General features: G+C 40.5%; 17 protein-coding genes, 1 tRNA gene, 2 rRNA genes, 1 other RNA gene, 1 pseudogene and 1 other annotated feature. Of the genes and pseudogenes, 6 read left to right on the top strand and 16 right to left on the bottom strand.

The features are described from left to right. From C6347_RS19030 to tadA, 8 genes are all read right to left on the bottom strand, one after another. Positions 1–130: ribosomal RNA gene (locus C6347_RS19030) — 16S ribosomal RNA — on the bottom strand; the annotation flags it as partial. 274 nt (positions 131–404) lie between these two features. Further along, positions 405–668 carry a pro-sigmaK processing inhibitor BofA family protein gene (locus C6347_RS19025; protein WP_060595643.1) on the bottom strand — a complete coding sequence of 88 codons (264 nt, stop codon included), beginning with the start codon at positions 666–668 and terminating at the stop codon, positions 405–407. Between the two features lie 66 nt (positions 669–734). Then, on the bottom strand, positions 735–959 hold the full coding sequence (locus tag C6347_RS19020; protein ID WP_003218088.1) for a YaaL family protein: 225 nt from the start codon (positions 957–959) through the stop codon (positions 735–737). An 18-nt stretch (positions 960–977) separates the two neighbouring features. Continuing rightward, positions 978–1,574, bottom strand: a complete 597-nt coding sequence (recR, locus tag C6347_RS19015) for a recombination protein RecR (protein WP_003218094.1) — start codon at positions 1,572–1,574, stop codon at positions 978–980. A gap of 15 nt (positions 1,575–1,589) precedes the next feature. Continuing rightward, positions 1,590–1,913 carry a YbaB/EbfC family nucleoid-associated protein gene (locus C6347_RS19010; RefSeq protein WP_008342011.1) on the bottom strand — a complete coding sequence of 108 codons (324 nt, stop codon included), beginning with the start codon at positions 1,911–1,913 and terminating at the stop codon, positions 1,590–1,592. A gap of 26 nt (positions 1,914–1,939) precedes the next feature. Next, a complete protein-coding gene (gene dnaX / locus C6347_RS19005; protein ID WP_034666087.1) occupies positions 1,940–3,652 on the bottom strand; it encodes a DNA polymerase III subunit gamma/tau in 1,713 nt (570 codons plus the stop codon). Positions 3,653–3,982: 330 nt separating this feature from the next. Next, positions 3,983–4,247: signal recognition particle sRNA large type (gene ffs, locus C6347_RS19000), an RNA gene on the bottom strand. Between the two features lie 79 nt (positions 4,248–4,326). Next, positions 4,327–4,800, bottom strand: coding sequence for a tRNA adenosine(34) deaminase TadA (tadA, locus tag C6347_RS18995; RefSeq protein ID WP_106048787.1), 474 nt, complete (start codon positions 4,798–4,800; stop codon positions 4,327–4,329). Positions 4,801–4,879: 79 nt separating this feature from the next. Between tadA and C6347_RS18990 the strand changes: the two genes are divergently transcribed. The 4 genes from C6347_RS18990 to C6347_RS18975 all read left to right on the top strand — a co-directional run bounded on the left by C6347_RS18990 (position 4,880) and on the right by C6347_RS18975 (position 8,140). Further along, complete coding sequence (locus tag C6347_RS18990; protein ID WP_060595641.1) at positions 4,880–5,434, top strand: cysteine hydrolase family protein; 555 nt, start codon at positions 4,880–4,882, stop codon at positions 5,432–5,434. Positions 5,435–5,533: 99 nt separating this feature from the next. Beyond that, positions 5,534–6,781: a glycosyl hydrolase family 18 protein gene (locus tag C6347_RS18985; RefSeq protein ID WP_248065160.1), complete on the top strand. Its 1,248-nt coding sequence runs from the start codon at positions 5,534–5,536 to the stop codon at positions 6,779–6,781. Positions 6,782–6,860: 79 nt separating this feature from the next. Further along, complete coding sequence (locus C6347_RS18980; protein WP_034666096.1) at positions 6,861–7,484, top strand: deoxynucleoside kinase; 624 nt, start codon at positions 6,861–6,863, stop codon at positions 7,482–7,484. Further along, positions 7,481–8,140 (top strand): deoxynucleoside kinase, encoded by a 660-nt coding sequence (locus C6347_RS18975; protein ID WP_060595639.1) that lies wholly within the window; start codon positions 7,481–7,483, stop codon positions 8,138–8,140. Before C6347_RS18980 ends, C6347_RS18975 begins: the two co-directional genes overlap by 4 nt. 89 nt (positions 8,141–8,229) lie before the next feature. Here the strand turns inward: C6347_RS18975 and C6347_RS18970 are convergent. The 5 genes and pseudogenes from C6347_RS18970 to pdxS form a co-directional block, all read right to left on the bottom strand. Further along, a tRNA-Ser gene (locus tag C6347_RS18970) sits at positions 8,230–8,322 on the bottom strand. Positions 8,323–8,451: 129 nt separating this feature from the next. Then, positions 8,452–8,784, bottom strand: a pseudogene (locus C6347_RS19680) (methyl-accepting chemotaxis protein); the annotation flags it as partial. A 599-nt stretch (positions 8,785–9,383) separates the two neighbouring features. Continuing rightward, a complete protein-coding gene (gene serS, locus C6347_RS18960) occupies positions 9,384–10,658 on the bottom strand; it encodes a serine--tRNA ligase (protein WP_060595637.1) in 1,275 nt (424 codons plus the stop codon). A gap of 49 nt (positions 10,659–10,707) precedes the next feature. Then, positions 10,708–10,924 (bottom strand) — a binding site (T-box leader). A gap of 53 nt (positions 10,925–10,977) precedes the next feature. After that, positions 10,978–11,568 carry a pyridoxal 5'-phosphate synthase glutaminase subunit PdxT gene (gene pdxT / locus C6347_RS18955; RefSeq protein ID WP_106071962.1) on the bottom strand — a complete coding sequence of 197 codons (591 nt, stop codon included), beginning with the start codon at positions 11,566–11,568 and terminating at the stop codon, positions 10,978–10,980. A gap of 20 nt (positions 11,569–11,588) precedes the next feature. Beyond that, the gene (gene pdxS / locus C6347_RS18950) at positions 11,589–12,473 is read right to left on the bottom strand and encodes a pyridoxal 5'-phosphate synthase lyase subunit PdxS (RefSeq protein WP_034666107.1); all 885 of its coding nucleotides are present in this window, start codon (positions 12,471–12,473) and stop codon (positions 11,589–11,591) included. A gap of 245 nt (positions 12,474–12,718) precedes the next feature. On the opposite strand from pdxS, the gene pdxR reads away from it, so the two are divergent. After that, entirely contained in the window at positions 12,719–14,197 is a 1,479-nt protein-coding gene (gene pdxR / locus C6347_RS18945; protein WP_106071961.1) for a MocR-like pyridoxine biosynthesis transcription factor PdxR, read from the top strand. Positions 14,198–14,238: 41 nt separating this feature from the next. On the opposite strand, the gene C6347_RS18940 is transcribed toward pdxR, so the two are convergent. Together C6347_RS18940 and guaB are read right to left on the bottom strand one after the other, a co-directional pair. Further along, positions 14,239–15,564: a D-alanyl-D-alanine carboxypeptidase family protein gene (locus C6347_RS18940; protein ID WP_034666113.1), complete on the bottom strand. Its 1,326-nt coding sequence runs from the start codon at positions 15,562–15,564 to the stop codon at positions 14,239–14,241. Positions 15,565–15,724: 160 nt separating this feature from the next. Continuing rightward, the gene (gene guaB / locus C6347_RS18935) at positions 15,725–17,191 is read right to left on the bottom strand and encodes an IMP dehydrogenase (RefSeq protein ID WP_034666116.1); all 1,467 of its coding nucleotides are present in this window, start codon (positions 17,189–17,191) and stop codon (positions 15,725–15,727) included. 121 nt (positions 17,192–17,312) lie between these two features. Here guaB and C6347_RS18930 point away from each other — a divergent pair, with 121 nt between their 5' ends. Continuing rightward, positions 17,313–18,281, top strand: a complete 969-nt coding sequence (locus tag C6347_RS18930; protein WP_060595635.1) for a YaaC family protein — start codon at positions 17,313–17,315, stop codon at positions 18,279–18,281. A gap of 11 nt (positions 18,282–18,292) precedes the next feature. Here the strand turns inward: C6347_RS18930 and rrf are convergent. Then, positions 18,293–18,408 (bottom strand): 5S ribosomal RNA (gene rrf / locus C6347_RS18925). Between the last annotated feature and the right edge of the window lie 139 nt (positions 18,409–18,547).

Here is an 18,547-nt window from a genome sequence, read left to right as displayed (position 1 = left end):
AGGTTACCCACGTGTTACTCACCCGTCCGCCGCTAACATCCGGGAGCAAGCTCCCTTCTGTCCGCTCGACTTGCATGTATTAGGCACGCCGCCAGCGTTCGTCCTGAGCCAGGATCAAACTCTCCGAAAAAGTACAAAACCGAAGTTTTGTTTTTCGCCAGTTTGACTGACTACCTATGATGTATCATAGGATTTTTTTATAAAAACTCGAATTAACAGGTACGTTTTGTCTTGTTTAGTTTTCAAAGAACTTGTTTACCGCTTCAGAAGCGACTAGAACATCATACCATATTTAAATTGTTAATGTCAACAACTTTTTTGTTATAATGTTTTTTCGTTTCTTCGTCATCAGCGACGTATATTAATTTACCACCATACAGGATCAAAGTCAACAATATTTCTCATTAAATAATGAATTTTTCAATTACGACTAAAGCTGCTACGCCTGGGATGCCCAATAAACCACTGATTCCACTCGTTACAGGGTTAATAGAGACATGTAATCCTAGACTCTCTCCAAATAGATTGAGGCAAAATAAAAAAATAGCACCTGCCACAAACTTTACTCCGATCAGCCCTAACCATTTGAAGGGGTTCGCTTGAACACCTGACATAAACAACAATAGTACAGCTATCAAAATTGACCCGATTACAATAACAGGTTCCATAATCCTCTCATCTCCTCTTCATATGAATAGTACAAGCATATGAGAGGACTATGTAAAATAGACCTGCTATCTCCAGTTGTTTAAACGTAAATTCCTCTTTTTCGCTTCTCTTAGATAGAAAAAGTACTTCGCTTGAGCAAGCTTTAATTCGAATAGAATGTCCGGTGAAGGCTCAACGCTATTTGCGACAAGCTTTTTTTGTCTGTTCCATTCTTCCTTTTGCTTAAAAAGCTGTTGAATTAATTTCTCATCGAATTCTTTTCGAATTGATTTTCTGCGAAGAAAACCCATGTACCGTACTTCTCCTTCCTACATCTCACGTCTGCCTTCTAGAGCTTTAGACAGTGTGACTTCATCCGCATACTCTAAGTCTCCACCTACTGGAAGTCCGTGAGCAATGCGAGAGAGTTTAATTCCTGATGGTTTCAACAGTCTAGAGATATACATGGCTGTAGCCTCTCCTTCAATGTTTGGATTGGTTGCAAGGATCACCTCTGTCACTTGATCGTCTTGCAATCTTTTTAACAGGTCAGGAATTTTAATATCCTCTGGGCCAATTCCGTCCATCGGTGAAATGGCACCATGAAGCACATGGTATAAGCCGTTGTATTCTTTCATCTTTTCCATTGCGATCACATCTTTTGGGTCTTGCACTACACAGATAACAGATTGATCTCTTCTTGTATCTTCACAAATATAGCAAGGATCTTGGTCTGTGATATGGCCGCATACCGAACAATAAGTTAAATTACGCTTTGCATTAACAAGCGCCTTCGCGAAATCTAGTACGACATCTTCCTGCATACTAAGAACAAAAAAAGCCAGACGAACCGCAGTTTTCGGTCCGATTCCTGGCAATTTCATAAAGCTGTCAATCAGCTTTGATATTGGTTCAGGATATTGCATCTTCAGTTATTCCTCCTAGAATAAACCTGGCATGTTCATTCCTTTTGTGAATTGACCCATTGTTTCATTCGTTAACTCATCGACTTTTTTCAATGCGTCGTTTGTTGCTGCAAGTACAAGATCTTGAAGCATATCGATATCTTCTGGATCAACAACTTCTTCATTGATTGCTACATCAACAACTTCTTTTTGTCCATTTACTTTTACAGTGACCATACCGCCACCCGCTGTACCTTCAAGGACTTTTTCTGCAAGCTCTTCTTGAGCCTTAGCCATATCCTTTTGCATTTTTTGCATTTGTTTCATCATTTTTTGCATATTTCCCATTCCACCGCGCATATGAACACCACTCTCTTTCATTTTTATTAATCTTTAATTTCAATTAAATCGTTTCCTACTAACTTCTTTGCTTCTGCAATCAATGGATCCTCTTCAGCAGAAGTCCCCTGACCATCTGCCTGTTCATCCGGCTGATGATCTCTTAAAAATTCTTCTCTTATTTTACCCCATTGAGCGTCAGGAACGCCAACTAATTCCACTCTTTTTCCTAACATAGACTCTAATAGCTGCTCAAGGTTGGTTCGAACACCGCTTTTATCTTCGGCAACCATTTTACAGTGTATTTCAAACTTGAATTTTAAAACAAAGGCATGAGAAGCAGCAGCAACTGGTTCACTATCCGTTAATAGCGCAGCATGAGACACCTTATTCTGCTGTTTCAAGTGGGCAAGGAGTTCTCCCCATTTACCTTTAATTTTTTCTAGCTCTGGACGTTTTGCTTCTTTTAGAATCTCGTGAATTCGGCCGACAGGTGCACGGTATCCATTTTTGTTACTCGTTTGTGGTCGAGGTGCTTCCTTTTTTTCTTGAGGATGATGAGAATGAGACATTGGCACACCCTCAGCTCTTATCCTCGATAGCTCCTGTTCCAACCTGTCTATTTTATCCGTTAGCGCCGTTAAATCAGCGTTAGCATGAGCTTGTGTTATTCCAGCCGTTGATTGACATAGCTTGACAACAGCTACCTCAAAGAAAATCCTTGGATGATTCGTCCATTTCATTTCTTGGTGGCTTTTATTCAGCACTTCAATTGTTTCATATAGAAATTGAGGTGTCACACGATCCGAAAGCGTCACGAAATTTTCATCGACCTTTACCTTTTCAAGGACCCCCTCCAGATCTGGTGCCGTTTTATAAAGCAGCATATCTCTAAAGTAAAAGATCATGTCCTCTATTAATTTAGCAGCATCTTTTCCCTGCTGAAGTAATTCATTTAAGGTATCTAACGCTACAGCAATATTTTGATCAAAAATTGCTTCGGCTAGCTGACTAATGAAATGCTGAGAAACAGCTCCTGTAATGAGCAGCGCATCATCAATTGTCAGCTGCTCACCACTAAATGAGATCGCTTGATCTAAGAGGCTTAGTGCATCACGCATACCGCCATCAGCTGCACTAGCGATAATCTCGAGCGAGCCCTCTTGTACATTTAGGCTTTCTGCATCTACAATTTTCTTCATTCTTCCAACAATATCTTTTGTCGTGATTCGTTTAAAATCAAATCTCTGACAACGGGATATGATGGTAAGAGGAATCTTATGAGGCTCTGTGGTAGCCAAAATAAAGATACAATGAGCAGGCGGCTCCTCTAACGTTTTAAGGAGGGCATTAAATGCCCCGATAGAGAGCATATGTACTTCATCTATAATATAAACCTTATATGTAACCGCCGAAGGAGCAAATTTCACTTTATCACGTATATCACGGATTTCATCTACCCCGTTGTTTGAGGCAGCATCTATTTCAATCACGTCTGAAATCGAGCCGTTTGTAATCCCTTTACAGGCATCACATTCATTACAAGGTTCACTCACAGGTGACTTTTCACAGTTCACTGCCTTCGCAAAGATTTTGGCAGCACTAGTTTTACCTGTTCCTCTAGGACCTGAAAATAAGTAAGCATGAGAAAACTTCTTCTGCAAAAGGGCATTTTGCAACGTTTTTGTGATGTGTTCTTGTCCAACAACATCCTCAAAAACTTGAGGTCTGAACACTCGATACAAAGCTTGATAACTCACAAATACGCCCTCCTCCATTTATCATCTTTTTTATTATACATGATGCACCGATCAATTCAAAAGCACACCTTTATTTTCTAATAAACGAAAATGATGATTTCAACTATAGATATTCTACTTTCTATGAATCAAAAACGTGTTTTCTAGATTTTCGAATTGTTCTGCAACACCATGGAGAACTTTTGTTCCTATTGTGATTAATGGAAAAACAAAAAGACTCTAAAAAGGTTTTTTGCCTATTTGTATAAACAAAGCAGTTGAACTATTCTTTAAACAGCAACAAAAAACTCACCTAGATTAACTAGATGAGTTACATTTAATATTGATTTACCGTGCACCTTCTGTCGATTCGCTACCCCAAGCGTTACTTAAACAGTTAGCTCGGCCCAGGCAACCCTGCGGCACATGAGAGGTTTCACTTAATGCTGCTTCCTTCCGGACCTGACATGGTTCATGAATTCCCATTGCGCAGGACCAAGACGTCAACACCACTTATTTAAGGCAGACCTTGAAGTAAACGAACCTTGAGAAGGGATTCAGCCTCGCTAGAGCGGATTGCGAGTACAGGGCACCGCTACCTCCCCGCTTAGCACGGCAAAATGAATATTAAATTGTTAGTGACGCAGACATAAGTATACCTTCTTATAGCTGAAATTGCAAACGACATCCATTCATTAACTTTTGGCTTGTTTCTTTCGCTGACGGAGATTTCGGAAGAACTGACTTAACAGCTCACCGCACTCATTTTCAAGTACACCACCAATGACTTCAGACTGATGATTGAACCGTTCATCATCCAGTAAATTCATTAAAGTACCTGCACATCCACCTTTTGGATCGTATGCACCGAAAACGACCTTTTTCACTCTAGAAAGGACAATCGCTCCCGCACACATAGGACACGGTTCAAGCGTCACATAAAGTACAGCATCTTCTAAACGCCAGCTTCCAGTCGTTTTACACGCTTCATCAATAGCAAGTAATTCTGCATGTGCAATTGAACGCTGCTCTGTTTCCCTTAAATTATGAGCGCGGCTCACAATTTGGTCATCAACAACGATGATGGCACCGATTGGTACTTCTCCTATTTGTTCTGCTTTTAAGGCTTCAGAAATAGCTTCTTGCATAAACTGTTCATCTCTCGTCATAGCACGGCTCTCTTTTCATGTTTTTTAAAAGGATATTGAGGTTAACATATTAGCACAATCTTTTAAAGGGGGTCTTACTTTGTCAAAGCACCAAAAGGCACTGCTTATTATCGACATGATTAATAATTTTGATTTTGAAATGGGACATGTGCTCGCTGATAAAACAGAGCAAATGACCAATAAGATTTTAGCGCTTAAAGATCATGCTTTCAAGGAAAATTGGCCAATCATCTATATCAACGACCACTATGGTCTCTGGAAGGCTGATATACAAGCTGTGATGGAAACATGCAAAAACGAAAGAAGCGCCCCTATTTTAGAGAAAATGGCACCATCTAAAGATGATTACTTCTTAATTAAACCGAAGCATTCTGCCTTCTACGGAACTGCATTAGAGACACTCTTAAATGAATTAGGTGTGCAAGACATTATTTTGACCGGAATTGCAGGAAACATTTGTGTTCTGTTCACTGCAAATGACGCATACATGCGAGAATACAACTTAATTGTACCTAAAGATTGTATCGCATCAAATGACGACAGAGACAACGAATATGCTTTAACGATGATGGAGAACGTTCTACTAGCAAAAATCACCTCTGCTAAAGAGATCACGTATGAAAATCAAACATGATTTATCCATAACCCTCATAAATTGTTAGCAATAACAAAGGGGGCGTTGACTATTCAAATTTATGTTGTCAAAAGAGGAGATACTTTAAACGAAATTGCCATGCGTTTTAAAACAACAGTCAATGAAATCATCCGTACCAACGATATTGAAACACCAAATCAACTCGTCATTGGACAAACAATTGTCATTCCAATTAGAGGACAATTTTATGAGGTCAAACAAAATGACACACTTTATCAAATTGGGAGACGATTTCGAATTTCAGTGGAGGAGTTGGCACGTGTGAATAGAATACGGCCTGAAGCGATACTTCCTATACGTTTCTTGCTCTATATTCCTCAAAGACCAAAAAGGAACATTAATTCAAATGCTTACATTGAACCACGGGGAAATCAAGTCAGTGAAAACTTAAAACAAGCAGCTAGAGAAGCCTCTCCATATTTAACCCATTTAGGCGCCTTTAGTTTCCAAGCGCAAAGAGACGGAACACTGAAAGAACCACCGTTAGATCAGCTACCTCAAATAGCCGCTCAGAGCAGAACCGTTTTATCCATGGTGGTGACAAACCTAGAGAATGATAAATTCAGTGATGAACTTGGGCGAATTCTTTTGAATAACCAATCTGTCAAAGCCACATTTTTAAATGAAATCGTTCGTGTTGCTAAAAAGTATCAATTAAAAGAAATCCATTTTGATTTTGAATATTTACGTCCCGCTGATAAAGATGCTTACATTCAATTTTTAAGAGAGGCAACAACCCGCTTCCATCAAGAAGGATGGACAATATCTGTTGCACTTGCCCCTAAAACAAGTAGTCAGCAAAAGGGAAAATGGTATGAAGCTCATGACTATGAAGCCATCGGGAAGATCGTCGATCATGTTGTGTTAATGACCTATGAATGGGGATACAGCGGCGGCCCTGCACAAGCTGTCTCTCCCATTGGACCTGTCCGCCAAGTCATTGAATATGCACTGACCGTCATGCCGGCCAATAAAATTGTTATGGGGCAGAATTTATATGGCTATGATTGGACGCTTCCTTACGTCCAGGGCGGCCCCATTGCTAAAGCCGTCAGTCCTCAACAAGCGATTGCAATTGCCAGAGAGAATAATGCCTCCATTCTATACGACGAAACAGCACAAGCACCTTATTTTCGTTACACAGATGCCACTAATAAAGAGCATGAGGTATGGTTCGAAGACGCTAGATCGATTCAAGCAAAGTTCAATCTCATCAAAGAGTTAAACTTGAACGGAATTGCTTATTGGAAATTAGGTCTATCCTTCCCACAAAATTGGCTCTTATTATCAGATCAATTTAATATTGAAAAAAGAACGACATCGTAACCCATTCGCTCTATCTCTCGGAAGGGGTATGGTACAATATACATTGGTTTGACAACTTTATAGATAGAGGAGAACGCCTATGTATCCTGCCCCTTTTATTGCAGTGGAAGGCCCAATTGGAGCCGGAAAAACAACTTTGGCTACAATGCTTGCGAAGGAATTTCAATTTCCTTTAGTAAAAGAGATTGTAGAAGAAAATCCATTCTTAGATAAATTTTATGAAGATATGGAACAATGGAGCTTTCAGCTTGAGATGTTCTTTTTATGCAATCGGGTCAAACAGTTAGAATCTATTGAAGAAAACTATGTGAGTCAACAGCAGCCGATTGTCACTGATTATCATGTCTATAAAAATATGATATTTGCAGAAAGAACATTATCAAAAAAGCACATGGACAAATACAGAAAGATCTATCACTTGCTAACAGATGACCTTCCTAAACCAAATGCTATCATCTATATAAAAGCCAGCCTTCCTACCTTACTTGAAAGAATACAGATGAGGGGACGCTCTTTTGAAGAAGACATCGACCCAGCTTATTTAAAAACACTCATTGAAGATTATGAGCTGGCCATTGAACATTTAAAACAGACTGACCCAGGGCTTCCTATCATTACAATTGAAGGAGATCATACAGACTTCGTTTCCTCACAGCAAGATTACCAGCAAATTGTACAGAACATAAAGGAGCAAGTACTATGAACAATATCGAAATACCAAAGGATGCAGTGATCACAATCGCCGGGACTGTTGGTGTTGGAAAATCCACTATGACTAAAACGATAGCGGACAAGCTAGGCTTTCAAACCTCTCTTGAAAAAGTAGATGACAACCCATACTTAGAGCCCTTTTATTCAGATTTCCAAAGATGGAGCTTCCATTTACAGGTCTATTTCCTAGCCGAGCGTTTTAAGGAACAAAAGCGGATTTTTGAATCTGGTGGAGGATATGTGCAAGATCGTTCAATTTATGAGGACACAGGCATTTTCGCGAAAATGCATGCGGACAAAGGTACGATGTCTGAAGTAGATTATGAAACGTATACGAGTCTATTCGAGGCGATGGTGATGACACCTTACTTCCCTCACCCTGATGTACTCATCTATTTACACGGGGATTTAGATCATATTTTGAATCGTATTGAAGAACGCGGCAGAGAGATGGAAACTCAAACTGATCGAGCCTATTGGGAAGAAATGTACACTCGATATACGGAATGGATCGAACAATTCGATTTATGCCCAGTGATTAAAATTAACATTGAAGATTACGACTTACTTCATGATGAAAGCTCACTTGAACCCATTCTTCATGAAATTGCTTCTGTTATACAAAAAAATCGCTCTAAAACAAAATAAAAAAAACCGCTGCATTTCGCGAATGCAGCGGTTTGACAATTCCAATTTTTATGCTTGCGTTTTAATTCAACTAAGGTAAAAAATCAATATGGCGGAGGAAGAGGGATTCGAACCCCCGCGGGCTTTGACACCCCTGTCGGTTTTCAAGACCGATCCCTTCAGCCGGACTTGGGTATTCCTCCGTATCGACAAGAATTAATATACCATATCATTTTAATTCAAGTCAACATCTTTTCGAAAAAAATTTCAATAAGTTGTTTTGGTATGAGAATCTGCCCATAAAAAAGCAGCCATTAACGGCTGCTCTTGATCTATTTTGTATCCTGTCTAATCTCTTCAATAAACTGATTCATCTCTTCTTTAAACTCATTTAATGATTCAATAATTTTCGTAAAGTCTGTCACTTGTTTGGCTTGTTCATTTGTTGAGCTGCTGATTTGTGAGATGTTTTCAGACAAAGTGCTAATACTGTCTTGGATTTCCTTTAAGAAGGTATTAATGGTTTCAGCCGCTTCCTTTGAGCCATCTGATAATTTACGAACTTCATCAGCTACGACAGCAAACCCTTTTCCATTCTCGCCTGCTCTTGCTGCTTCAATTGCAGCATTTAGACCTAGCAAGTTTGTTTGTCTAGCGATCCCGCCAATGGTTTTGACGACTTCTTCAATATTTGCAGATTTCTCTTCCGCTCTTCCTGCCTGTTCGCTTATTTCTAAACTTGTGGCAGCCAGCTCTTGTGAATGCGCAGCAATTTGCTCGATTCCACCTTGGAGTTCTTTCGCTACATCATTGATATGCTCCATATAACCGCTTAATTTCTTTTCACGATGATGTGAAAATGCCACTAAAAAAGATCCAATTACTTTTCTATCTTCATCAAAAATCGGGTAACCTTTTACAGCAATTTCATAACCATATAAAGACTCTGGTAAATGACCATCATATTCTTGTCCTCTTAATGTCGTCGCCACGTTTTGGTCTTCTGGGTTCAATGGGTCCCCAACTTTCACGCCAAAATCTATTGTGTTAGACGGGTAGTAACAAAGCACCTTCTCTGTATCAGTGATGCCGAAAAGAATACTTTCATCTAGAACTTTTCTAATTAATTGAGCCATTTCAACATAATAGTCAAGCCTATTCAAGGTTATTCCTTCTTTCCTAGAAGCTTTTATTTTTTTATCGGCTAAATTTAGGAAAACTGTAGGACTTTTGGTAAAAAGAAATAAGATGCCATAGCGGCATCTTATTTCATCACTTCTTTATTTCCCATATAAGGACGCAGTACTTCAGGAATAATTACTGTGCCGTCCTCTTGTTGATAGTTTTCTAAAATGGCCGCCACGGTTCTTCCTACTGCTAAACCAGATCCATTTAACGTGTGGACATGCTCTGGCTTCGCTTTAGGCTCTGGACGGAATCGAATGTTTGCGCGTCTTGCTTGGAATGCTTCGAAGTTACTGCAAGAAGAAATTTCACGATACGTATCTTGGCTCGGAATCCATACTTCGATGTCGTATTTCTTCGCAGCCGTGAAGCCTAAATCTCCCGTACACATGCTCATGACACGGTATGGCAGGTTTAATAGCTGTAGGACTTTTTCTGCTTGATTTGTTAGTTTCTCTAATTCTTCATAAGAATCTTCAGGTCTAACAAATTTCACAAGCTCTACCTTATTAAATTGGTGCTGACGGATGAGTCCGCGTGTATCTCTTCCGGCAGATCCAGCCTCTGATCTAAAGCAAGCACTGAATGCTGCATAATTGATTGGCAACTGTTCCCCTTCAAGGATTTCGTCACGGTGCATGTTGGTAATCGGCACTTCAGCTGTTGGAATGAGGAAATAATCTTCTTCTCGGATTTTAAAGGCATCCTCTTCGAATTTTGGAAGCTGCCCAGTCCCTGTCATGCTAGCTCTATTGACCATGTAAGGTGGGAGCACTTCAGTAAAACCAAACTCATCGACATGTAGATCGAGCATAAAGTTATATAGTGCGCGCTCTAAGCGTGCGCCAAGCCCTTTATAAAAAACGAATCGGCTTCCTGTGACTTTTCCTGCGCGTTCAAAATCAAGAATGTTTAGCTCATCCGCTACATCCCAATGTGGTTTTGGCTCAAATGAGAAGGCCGGCTGTTCGCCCCATTTTCTCACTTCCACGTTGTCATCTTCTGTTTCCCCAACCGGTACAGTGTCATGAGGGATATTCGGAATAGAGAAGAGGATGTGCTGCAAGCTTTCTTCTACTGTTCTTAGCTCATCATCCAGCTTTTTAATCTCATCTCCTACCTCACGCATTTCTTGAATAATGTGATCGGCATCTTTCTTTTCTCTTTTTAGAACGGCCACTTGCTGTGATACTTCATTTCTTCGGCTCTTTAATTCTTCTGTTTTCCCGATTAGTTCTCTTCTTTTTTGATCCAGTTCACCAAACTTATCAAAATCCGCTAAATCTTCGCCTCGGTGTGCTAATTTTTCTTTGATTTGATCAAAGTCCGTGCGCAGTTGTTTAATATCCAGCATGTGTAACACTCCTTTTTTTATCGAAAAATAAAAAGAGCCCTCATCCCATGAAAGGGACGAGAGCTCTCGCGTTGCCACCCTGATTGAAAACATGCAGAAGCATGCTTTCCTCTTTCCTCTGTAACGGTATCACCGTAAATGCTTACTTCTCGTGTTTCAGCATTTCGCTCAAGGATGGATTCAGACTGCATCTTTCACCGATTCGCACCAACCATCGGCTCTCTGAGAAAGAGGGGCTTCTTACTATTTCCCGTCAACGCTTTTTCGATCTTTGATTGTGATTTTAATGTACTATAAGTTTTATCTCTTTTCAACCGTTTTATACAGCGAGCTTTGTTTTGTAAGACTTCACCATTTCAACAAACAGCTGTGTTAACCGGTGATCGTCTGTCAGCTCTGGATGAAAAGAACAGCCTAAGATATTGTTTTCTTTAGCCATCACAATCCTGCCATCATATTCAGCCATGATTTCTACGCTCACATCTGCGCTGATGATATGAGGCGCACGGATGAACACCCCTGTAAACGGCGCATCCAGCCCTTTTACTTCTAGATCTGCTTCAAAGCTGTCTACCTGTCTGCCAAATGAATTCCGTGCAACAGATACATTTAACAATCCAAGATGGGCATCTTCTCGATCTTCAATATATTTTGCCAGCATAATCAAACCGGCACATGTCCCGAAAATCGGTTTCCCTTCTGCAGCGAACGCTTTAATCGGTTCAATGAATTGGTACGTATCCATGAGTCTCCTCATCGTCGTGCTTTCTCCACCAGGGATAATAAGACCGTCAACGGATGCTAGCTCTTCTGCTCGTTTAATGATCTTACCTTCTGCATCGCAGGCTTCAATCGATTGAATATGCTCTCTCACGGCTCCTTGAAGCCCTAGTACACCAATTGTTAGCATGTTCATTTGCGCTCCCTTAATTACCAGCCACGCTCTTGCATACGCTCTTCTGGCAGTAGATTTGAGATTTCAATTCCTTTCATGGCTGTTCCAAGCTCTTTTGAAAGTTCTGCAATGAGACGGTAATCTGTGAAGTGAGTCGTTGCTTCAACAATCGCTTTTGCAAATTTCGCCGGATTGTCTGATTTAAAAATACCAGATCCAACAAATACACCGTCTGCTCCAAGCTGCATCATTAACGCAGCATCTGCTGGTGTCGCAACGCCTCCAGCTGCAAAGTTAACAACTGGGAGCTTGCCGTCTTTTTTGATTTGAAGCAATAATTCATAAGGTGCTCCTAGGTTCTTGGCTTCTGTCATCAGTTCATCTTCACTCATTGCTGCTACTTTACGAATCTGAGCATTGACCTTTCTCATATGACGGACAGCTTCTACAATGTTGCCTGTCCCAGGTTCCCCTTTCGTACGAAGCATCGAAGCGCCTTCTGCGATACGGCGGGTTGCTTCACCTAAGTCACGGCAACCACAGACAAAAGGTACTGTGTATTCATTTTTATTTAAATGGAATTCCTCATCTGCGGGCGTCAGCACTTCACTCTCATCGATATAATCAACACCAAGTGCTTCAAGAACACGAGCCTCGACGATGTGGCCGATACGTGCTTTTGCCATGACTGGAATCGTTACAGCATTTTGTACTTCCTCTACGATTCTTGGGTCTGCCATACGGGCTACACCGCCGGCTGCACGGATATCAGCTGGTACTCGTTCTAGTGCCATAACTGCCACCGCACCTGCTTCTTCTGCGATCTTTGCCTGTTCAGCATTGACGACATCCATAATGACGCCACCCTTTTGCATTTCTGCCATTCCACGTTTCACTCGTTCAGTTCCCTTATTGCTCACAATAGTTTCCTCCCATTTGTCAATTCGATTGATTTACCTCTTTATCATACAAGCGAGACAGTATAACAATAAAGAGAATAGTATAACAATTCAATCAGCCGACAAAAAAGCCTAAACCCTTGTATATAAACGTTTTCTGGCTAAAAATAAGTCATTTTTTCTTTGAAGTGTGATTTACATGCTATAATGCAACTATAACAATTCAAATTCATGTATAACAATTTTGCACTCAATGGAGGTTTCTCATGCATATTGATATCCATCGACATTCTGATACATCGCTTTCGAATCAGATTTACTTTTCGATCATTGATCATATCCAATCGGGTTTGCTTCAGCAGGGAGATAAGCTGCCAACTGTACGTGATTTAGCAAAGCAGCTGAATGTGAGTCTTGTCACGGCAGCAAAGGCATACACACGGCTGAAGGACGACGGATATTTAACGACTGTGCAAGGTAAAGGGACGTTTGTGGATGAGCTGCAAAAGCAGTCAGATATTCCGGTTCCGTCATCTACCTCTTTTGATTGGCAGTTATCCATTCCGGATTATTTACCACGGTCTCAATTTGCTCAGTATCACTATGTCGAAGAAGCGATCAACCTTTCTTCCTCTATGATTGATCCAGGGCTTTTGCCAAACCGGTATTTAGAAAAAGAAATGCAGCATGTACTAGCCAGACATCCTCAAATCATGTCGAAGTATGGGGAAATTCAAGGGGATCTTCAGCTTAGGCAAGTCATTCAGTCTTTTTTAGAAAAGCTGGGTGTGCCTTCTACTCCTGAAAATATTCTTGTAACTAGTGGTTCTCAGCAAGGGCTTGATTTGGTCGCACGTGCGTTTATCGGTCCTGATGATGTAGTTGTCATGGAAGCACCGACTTATCCAGGCGCCATTGATGTCTTTATGGGCAGAGGGGCAAGAATTATTACAGTCCCTGTTGATCATGAAGGCATGAACATGAAGCAGCTTCAAAGTATTTGTGATAAATATAAACCAAAGCTCATCTACACGATTCCTACTTTTCACAGTCCGACAGGGGCCAGTATGTCAATGAAACGCAGAAAACAACTTCTCTTACTGGCTCAAAGTATTGATTGTCTCATTGTAGAGGATGATCCTTATCGTGAGCTTTATTTCGAAAAGAAGCCGCCAGCACCTATCAAAAGTCTTGATCATGATGGACACGTCATTTATTTGCGAGGATTAAGTAAAACACTGGCTCCAGGATGCAGAATTGGGATTATCACCGCCTTAGGCTCGATATTTAATCGTTTATTAGCTGCAAAGGCCAATAATGATTTAGGCAGCCCTCTTCTCACACAAAAAGCCATTCTGCCATTTCTGACTTCGAAGAAGATGATTGATCATACGAAAAAGCTGAGAACCGCCTTGAAGGTGAGACGTGATTTAATGATAGATGTATTAACGAAGCATGCACCAAAAGATGTGACGTGGCAAATTCCTCAGGGCGGGCTCAATTTATGGCTTAGCTTTCCTTCCTGGGTCGATACACGTGCACTGCTGCATGAGGCACGTAAGCAGCAAATTACCTTTCTGCCTGGCTCTGTGTGCTATCCTGGAGAGCCGAAGCAAAACTATATCCGCCTCAGCTTTTCTTATGTGAATGAAAAAGCACTGACCGAGGGCGTGGAAAAGTTATGTGGTATTTTTCAGCTAGCCTTGTCCACTCCTCAAAATCAAAAACAATCGCTTTTCTTTTAACGATAAAAAAACTGCTCTCTATGCATGAGAGCAGTTTTTTATTAGAACCAACCTTTTACTGTGTCAACGATTCCGCCCCAAATGCCAGCGAAGAATCCACCTACACTACGCATTGCAAGGATGAACCAGTTTGCTTTTTCATCGCCTGTTTTCGTTATAAGCTCAACACCTGATTGATCTTTATTCAAATAGCCGTAGTCCTTCTCATCACCAGAATAAGAAGTCGTCAGCATGCCAACCTTCGTTCCTTTTTTAATAGGAGCTTCTAGTTTCTTTTTCTCGATATTTACTTTTGCTTTAAAGCTCTTTTCGTCGCCATTTTTTACTGGCACAGAGAAAGCTTCTTTCGTGACGACAGGTACTTCTTTGTCTTTGCCTTTATCGACTTCGATGTTTTCATGTCCTTTGATCTGTTGACCTTTTTTGTACATTTCTTTCATCGTGAAGTTTTTAAATGCATAGTCGAACAGTTTTTTCGCCACGTCGAAACGTGCTGTATGAAGATTACCTTTTGCATTCAAGATCACAGCAATGACACGCATGTCACCTTGTTTAGCGGTACCTGTGAAGCTAGAACCAGCTGAATCCGTAGAGCCTGTTTTCAGACCGTCTACACCTTCATATTCCTTCACAAGTCCTTTAAGCATGAAGTTCCAGTTAGGCATGTCCATTTCATCGTCTGTGCCTTCTCTGAACTTTGTTTTCGCGATACTTGATGTTTCAAGAATTTCTGGATGGTCTTTGATGAGATGCTGTGCAAGCAATGCCATATCTTTCGCAGATACTTCACTTTCTTCATCAGGACCTGTACCTTTTGGCTGTTTGCCATGTAAATCTTTATTTTCTAGTCCAGTTGCATTCACGAATTTGTAGTTAGTTAAACCAAGTTCTTTCGCTTTTGCGTTCATTTTTTCAACGAACTTCGATTCTGATCCAGCGATCACTTCTGCTAAGCCAATCGCTGCTGCATTTGCCGAATAAATAGCCGTTGCTTGATAAAGTTCTTTCACTGTATACGAGCCATCTTTTCTCAAAGGAACGTTTGATAAACTGCGGTCCTGAGAAATTTCGTATACATAATCATCTGGCGTATACGTTTGATCCCATTTCACTTTGCCTTCAGCAATCGCCTCTAGTAATAGATACTCTGTCATCATCTTTGCCATACTTGCAATAGGCAGTCTTTGTTCTGCGTTTTTACTATAAAGAATTTTACCTGTAGAAGCTTCAATTAGGATTGCTGCTTTCGCATTCACATTGAATGGATCTTCAGCTGCTTTTGCTTTGGACATTGGTGTAAATGCTGTCACAATCAATGCCAGTGCAAGGATAGAGACCATAAGCTGTTTCAACATCTTGCTGTTCAATCGTCATACCTCCGTATTCATCTTTTTTCGACGTATTTCATATATATTTAATCCACAAGGGCTTATTTCAACACAACAGTATAAATTTTATCACAATAAAGACAAAAAAAATAGACAGAGTCATAGACCCTGTCAAATGTAATTTGATTGTCACAATTTATCAAGAAATTGTGTAGTTTGGTGATTCTTTTGTAATTTGTACATCATGTGGATGACTCTCACGAAGTCCTGCACCAGTCATGCGAATGAACTGTGCATCTTCTCTAAGTGAGCGTAAGTCCTGTGTTCCACAATAGCCCATACCAGAACGGATACCGCCAACGAGTTGATACACTGTATCAACGACTGGCCCTTTGTATGGTGTACGGCCTTCAATACCTTCTGGAACGAATTTTTTATTATCTTCTTGGAAGTAACGATCTTTACTTCCTTTTTCCATTGCAGCGACTGAACCCATACCGCGATAAACTTTGAAGCGTCTACCTTGGAAAATTTCTGTGTCTCCTGGGCTTTCAGATGTACCAGCTAGAAGGCTTCCAAGCATTACAGCATGTCCACCAGATGCTAGAGCTTTTACGATATCACCTGAATATTTAATTCCACCATCTGCAATAATAGCTTTACCATGTTTTCTTGCTTCTGTTGCACAGTCATAGATTGCTGTGATTTGTGGTACACCAACACCTGCAACAACACGTGTTGTACAAATAGACCCTGGTCCGATACCGACTTTCACAATATCTGCTCCTGCTTCAAATAATGCTTTAGTTGCTTCGGCTGTTGCAACATTACCAGCAATGATATTAAGAGAAGGATACGTTTCACGGATTTTCGATACAGTGTTAAGAACACCTTGTGAATGACCATGTGCAGTATCAATGACAACGACATCCACATTGGCTTCGACTAATTTTCTCACACGAGTCATTGTATCGCCAGTGACACCAACAGCAGCACCAACAATTAAACGGCCATGTGCATCTTTAGAGGAGTTAGGGAATTCGATCACTTTTTCAATATCTTTGATGGTGATGAGACCTTTTAACGTTCCTTCGTCATCTAAAAGAGGTAATTTTTCAATTTTATATTGCTGTAGGATTTTTTCAGCTTCTTCTAACGTCGTACCTACAGAAGCTGTCACAAGTTCCTCTTTTGTCATCACGTCGCTAATCTTCATTGAATAATCCGAAATAAAACGAAGGTCACGGTTCGTAATAATACCAACAAGCTTTTGATCTTCTTCGTTATTTACAATCGGTACACCTGAAATACGGTATTTACCCATTAGGTGCTCTGCATCAAATACTTGATGCTCAGGTGTTAAGAAGAATGGATTTGTAATAACGCCGCGCTCTGAACGTTTTACTTTATCCACTTGTTCTGCTTGTTGCTCAATAGACATGTTCTTATGAATGATACCAAGACCACCTTGACGTGCCATTGCAATCGCCATTTGTGATTCCGTCACCGTGTCCATTCCTGCACTGATAATTGGAATGTTTAGTTTTAATGTGCTTGTTAACTCAACTGATAAATCGACATCACGCGGAAGTACTTCAGACTTAGCTGGAACAAGCAAAACATCGTCAAACGTCAAACCTTCTTTTGAAAATTTACTTTCCCACATTAGTAAATCCCCCTCTTTTCGGCAAAATATTATATGTAGATTATCAACTAGGAAACAGCATGTCAAGGAAGCAACAAACAGTTGCAATTTTTAGAAAATATAAAGAGAGTTGAGGAAGAAGATGAAAAGTTCAGGATGGAAGGATTTAAAACGTTTTTACTCACTCGAAACTTCCCAAAAGTTTCTATATCAACAATATGAGAAACGGAGCATTCAAGATGCAAACCAGCAAGCCTATAAAAACTGTGAACGGTTTATTTACTTTTTAAAGCATGGCCATACGTTCTATGAACAGGCAGCTATCGCTCCACTCGAACTGAAGCCCATTTTATTATTTTATGGAATGGCTCAGTTGCTAAAGGCATGTTTACTGACAGTTGATCCTCACTATCCTTCTCAAACCTCTGTTTTGGCCCATGGCGTAACATCGAGAAAGAGAAAGAAACAGCATTACCGCTTTAGTGAAGATGAAGTGAAAATTCAGCGAAATGGACTATGCATGCATGTGTTAAAGCATCTATTTCATTTAAATGGTCTTGAAGATGAGCGATTTACGATGATTCATCTCCTTTCAAAGATACCTGAAATGAGTCATATTCTGGAGTTTCAAAAGCAGCCCTCGACATTAGTTAAAGTGGAAAAGGTTAATGGGATGATGATTCAAGATCATATTCCATTGCTTTATAACATGTCTGCTGAACGCTTTATTGAATACTTTGAGTTCCATACAAGTTGGAAACTCAAGCAAAGAGAAGCCAAAAAGCTGACGTTTGATGTAGCTCTAGAAGAAAATCCAGCGCTCGCTACTCATCTTCATTATGATTTAGAAATGGATCAATGGTTTATTCCGTCAACTCGTGATTCATTTTTAGGGATTCCTGAGATCATCAGCCATTACTTATTAATGTATAACCTCAGTATGATTGCCCGCTACGAAACTGAATGGTGGTACGAGCTGCTGTCTCAATACATTAGTGATGATTATGTCATGATTGAACGCTATATGGAGATTGCCGAAGAGAAGTTCCCAGCTTATATCATGATGCTGTTAGAAGAAAACACAAAAAAGACCAGTTCCGTATGGAACTGATCCTTAGAAAAGCTTGGCGGCGTCCTACTCTCACAGGGGGAGACCCCCAACTACCATCGGCGCTGAAGAGCTTAACTTCCGTGTTCGGTATGGGAACGGGTGTGACCTCTTCGCTATCGCCACCAAACCTGATGGAGAGAATGTTCTCTCAAAACTAGATAACAATGTTCATGCTTCACATTAGAATATAGGTTAAGTCCTCGATCTATTAGTATCTGTCAGCTCCACGTGTCACCACGCTTCCACCTCAGACCTATCAACCTGAT

This window comes from Bacillus sp. NMTD17, from assembly GCF_002998735.1.
Lineage (GTDB): Bacteria > Bacillota > Bacilli > Bacillales > Bacillaceae > Bacillus.
Note: the sequence above shows the minus strand (reverse complement) of the source record. Positions and strands in the feature narration are given on the sequence as shown.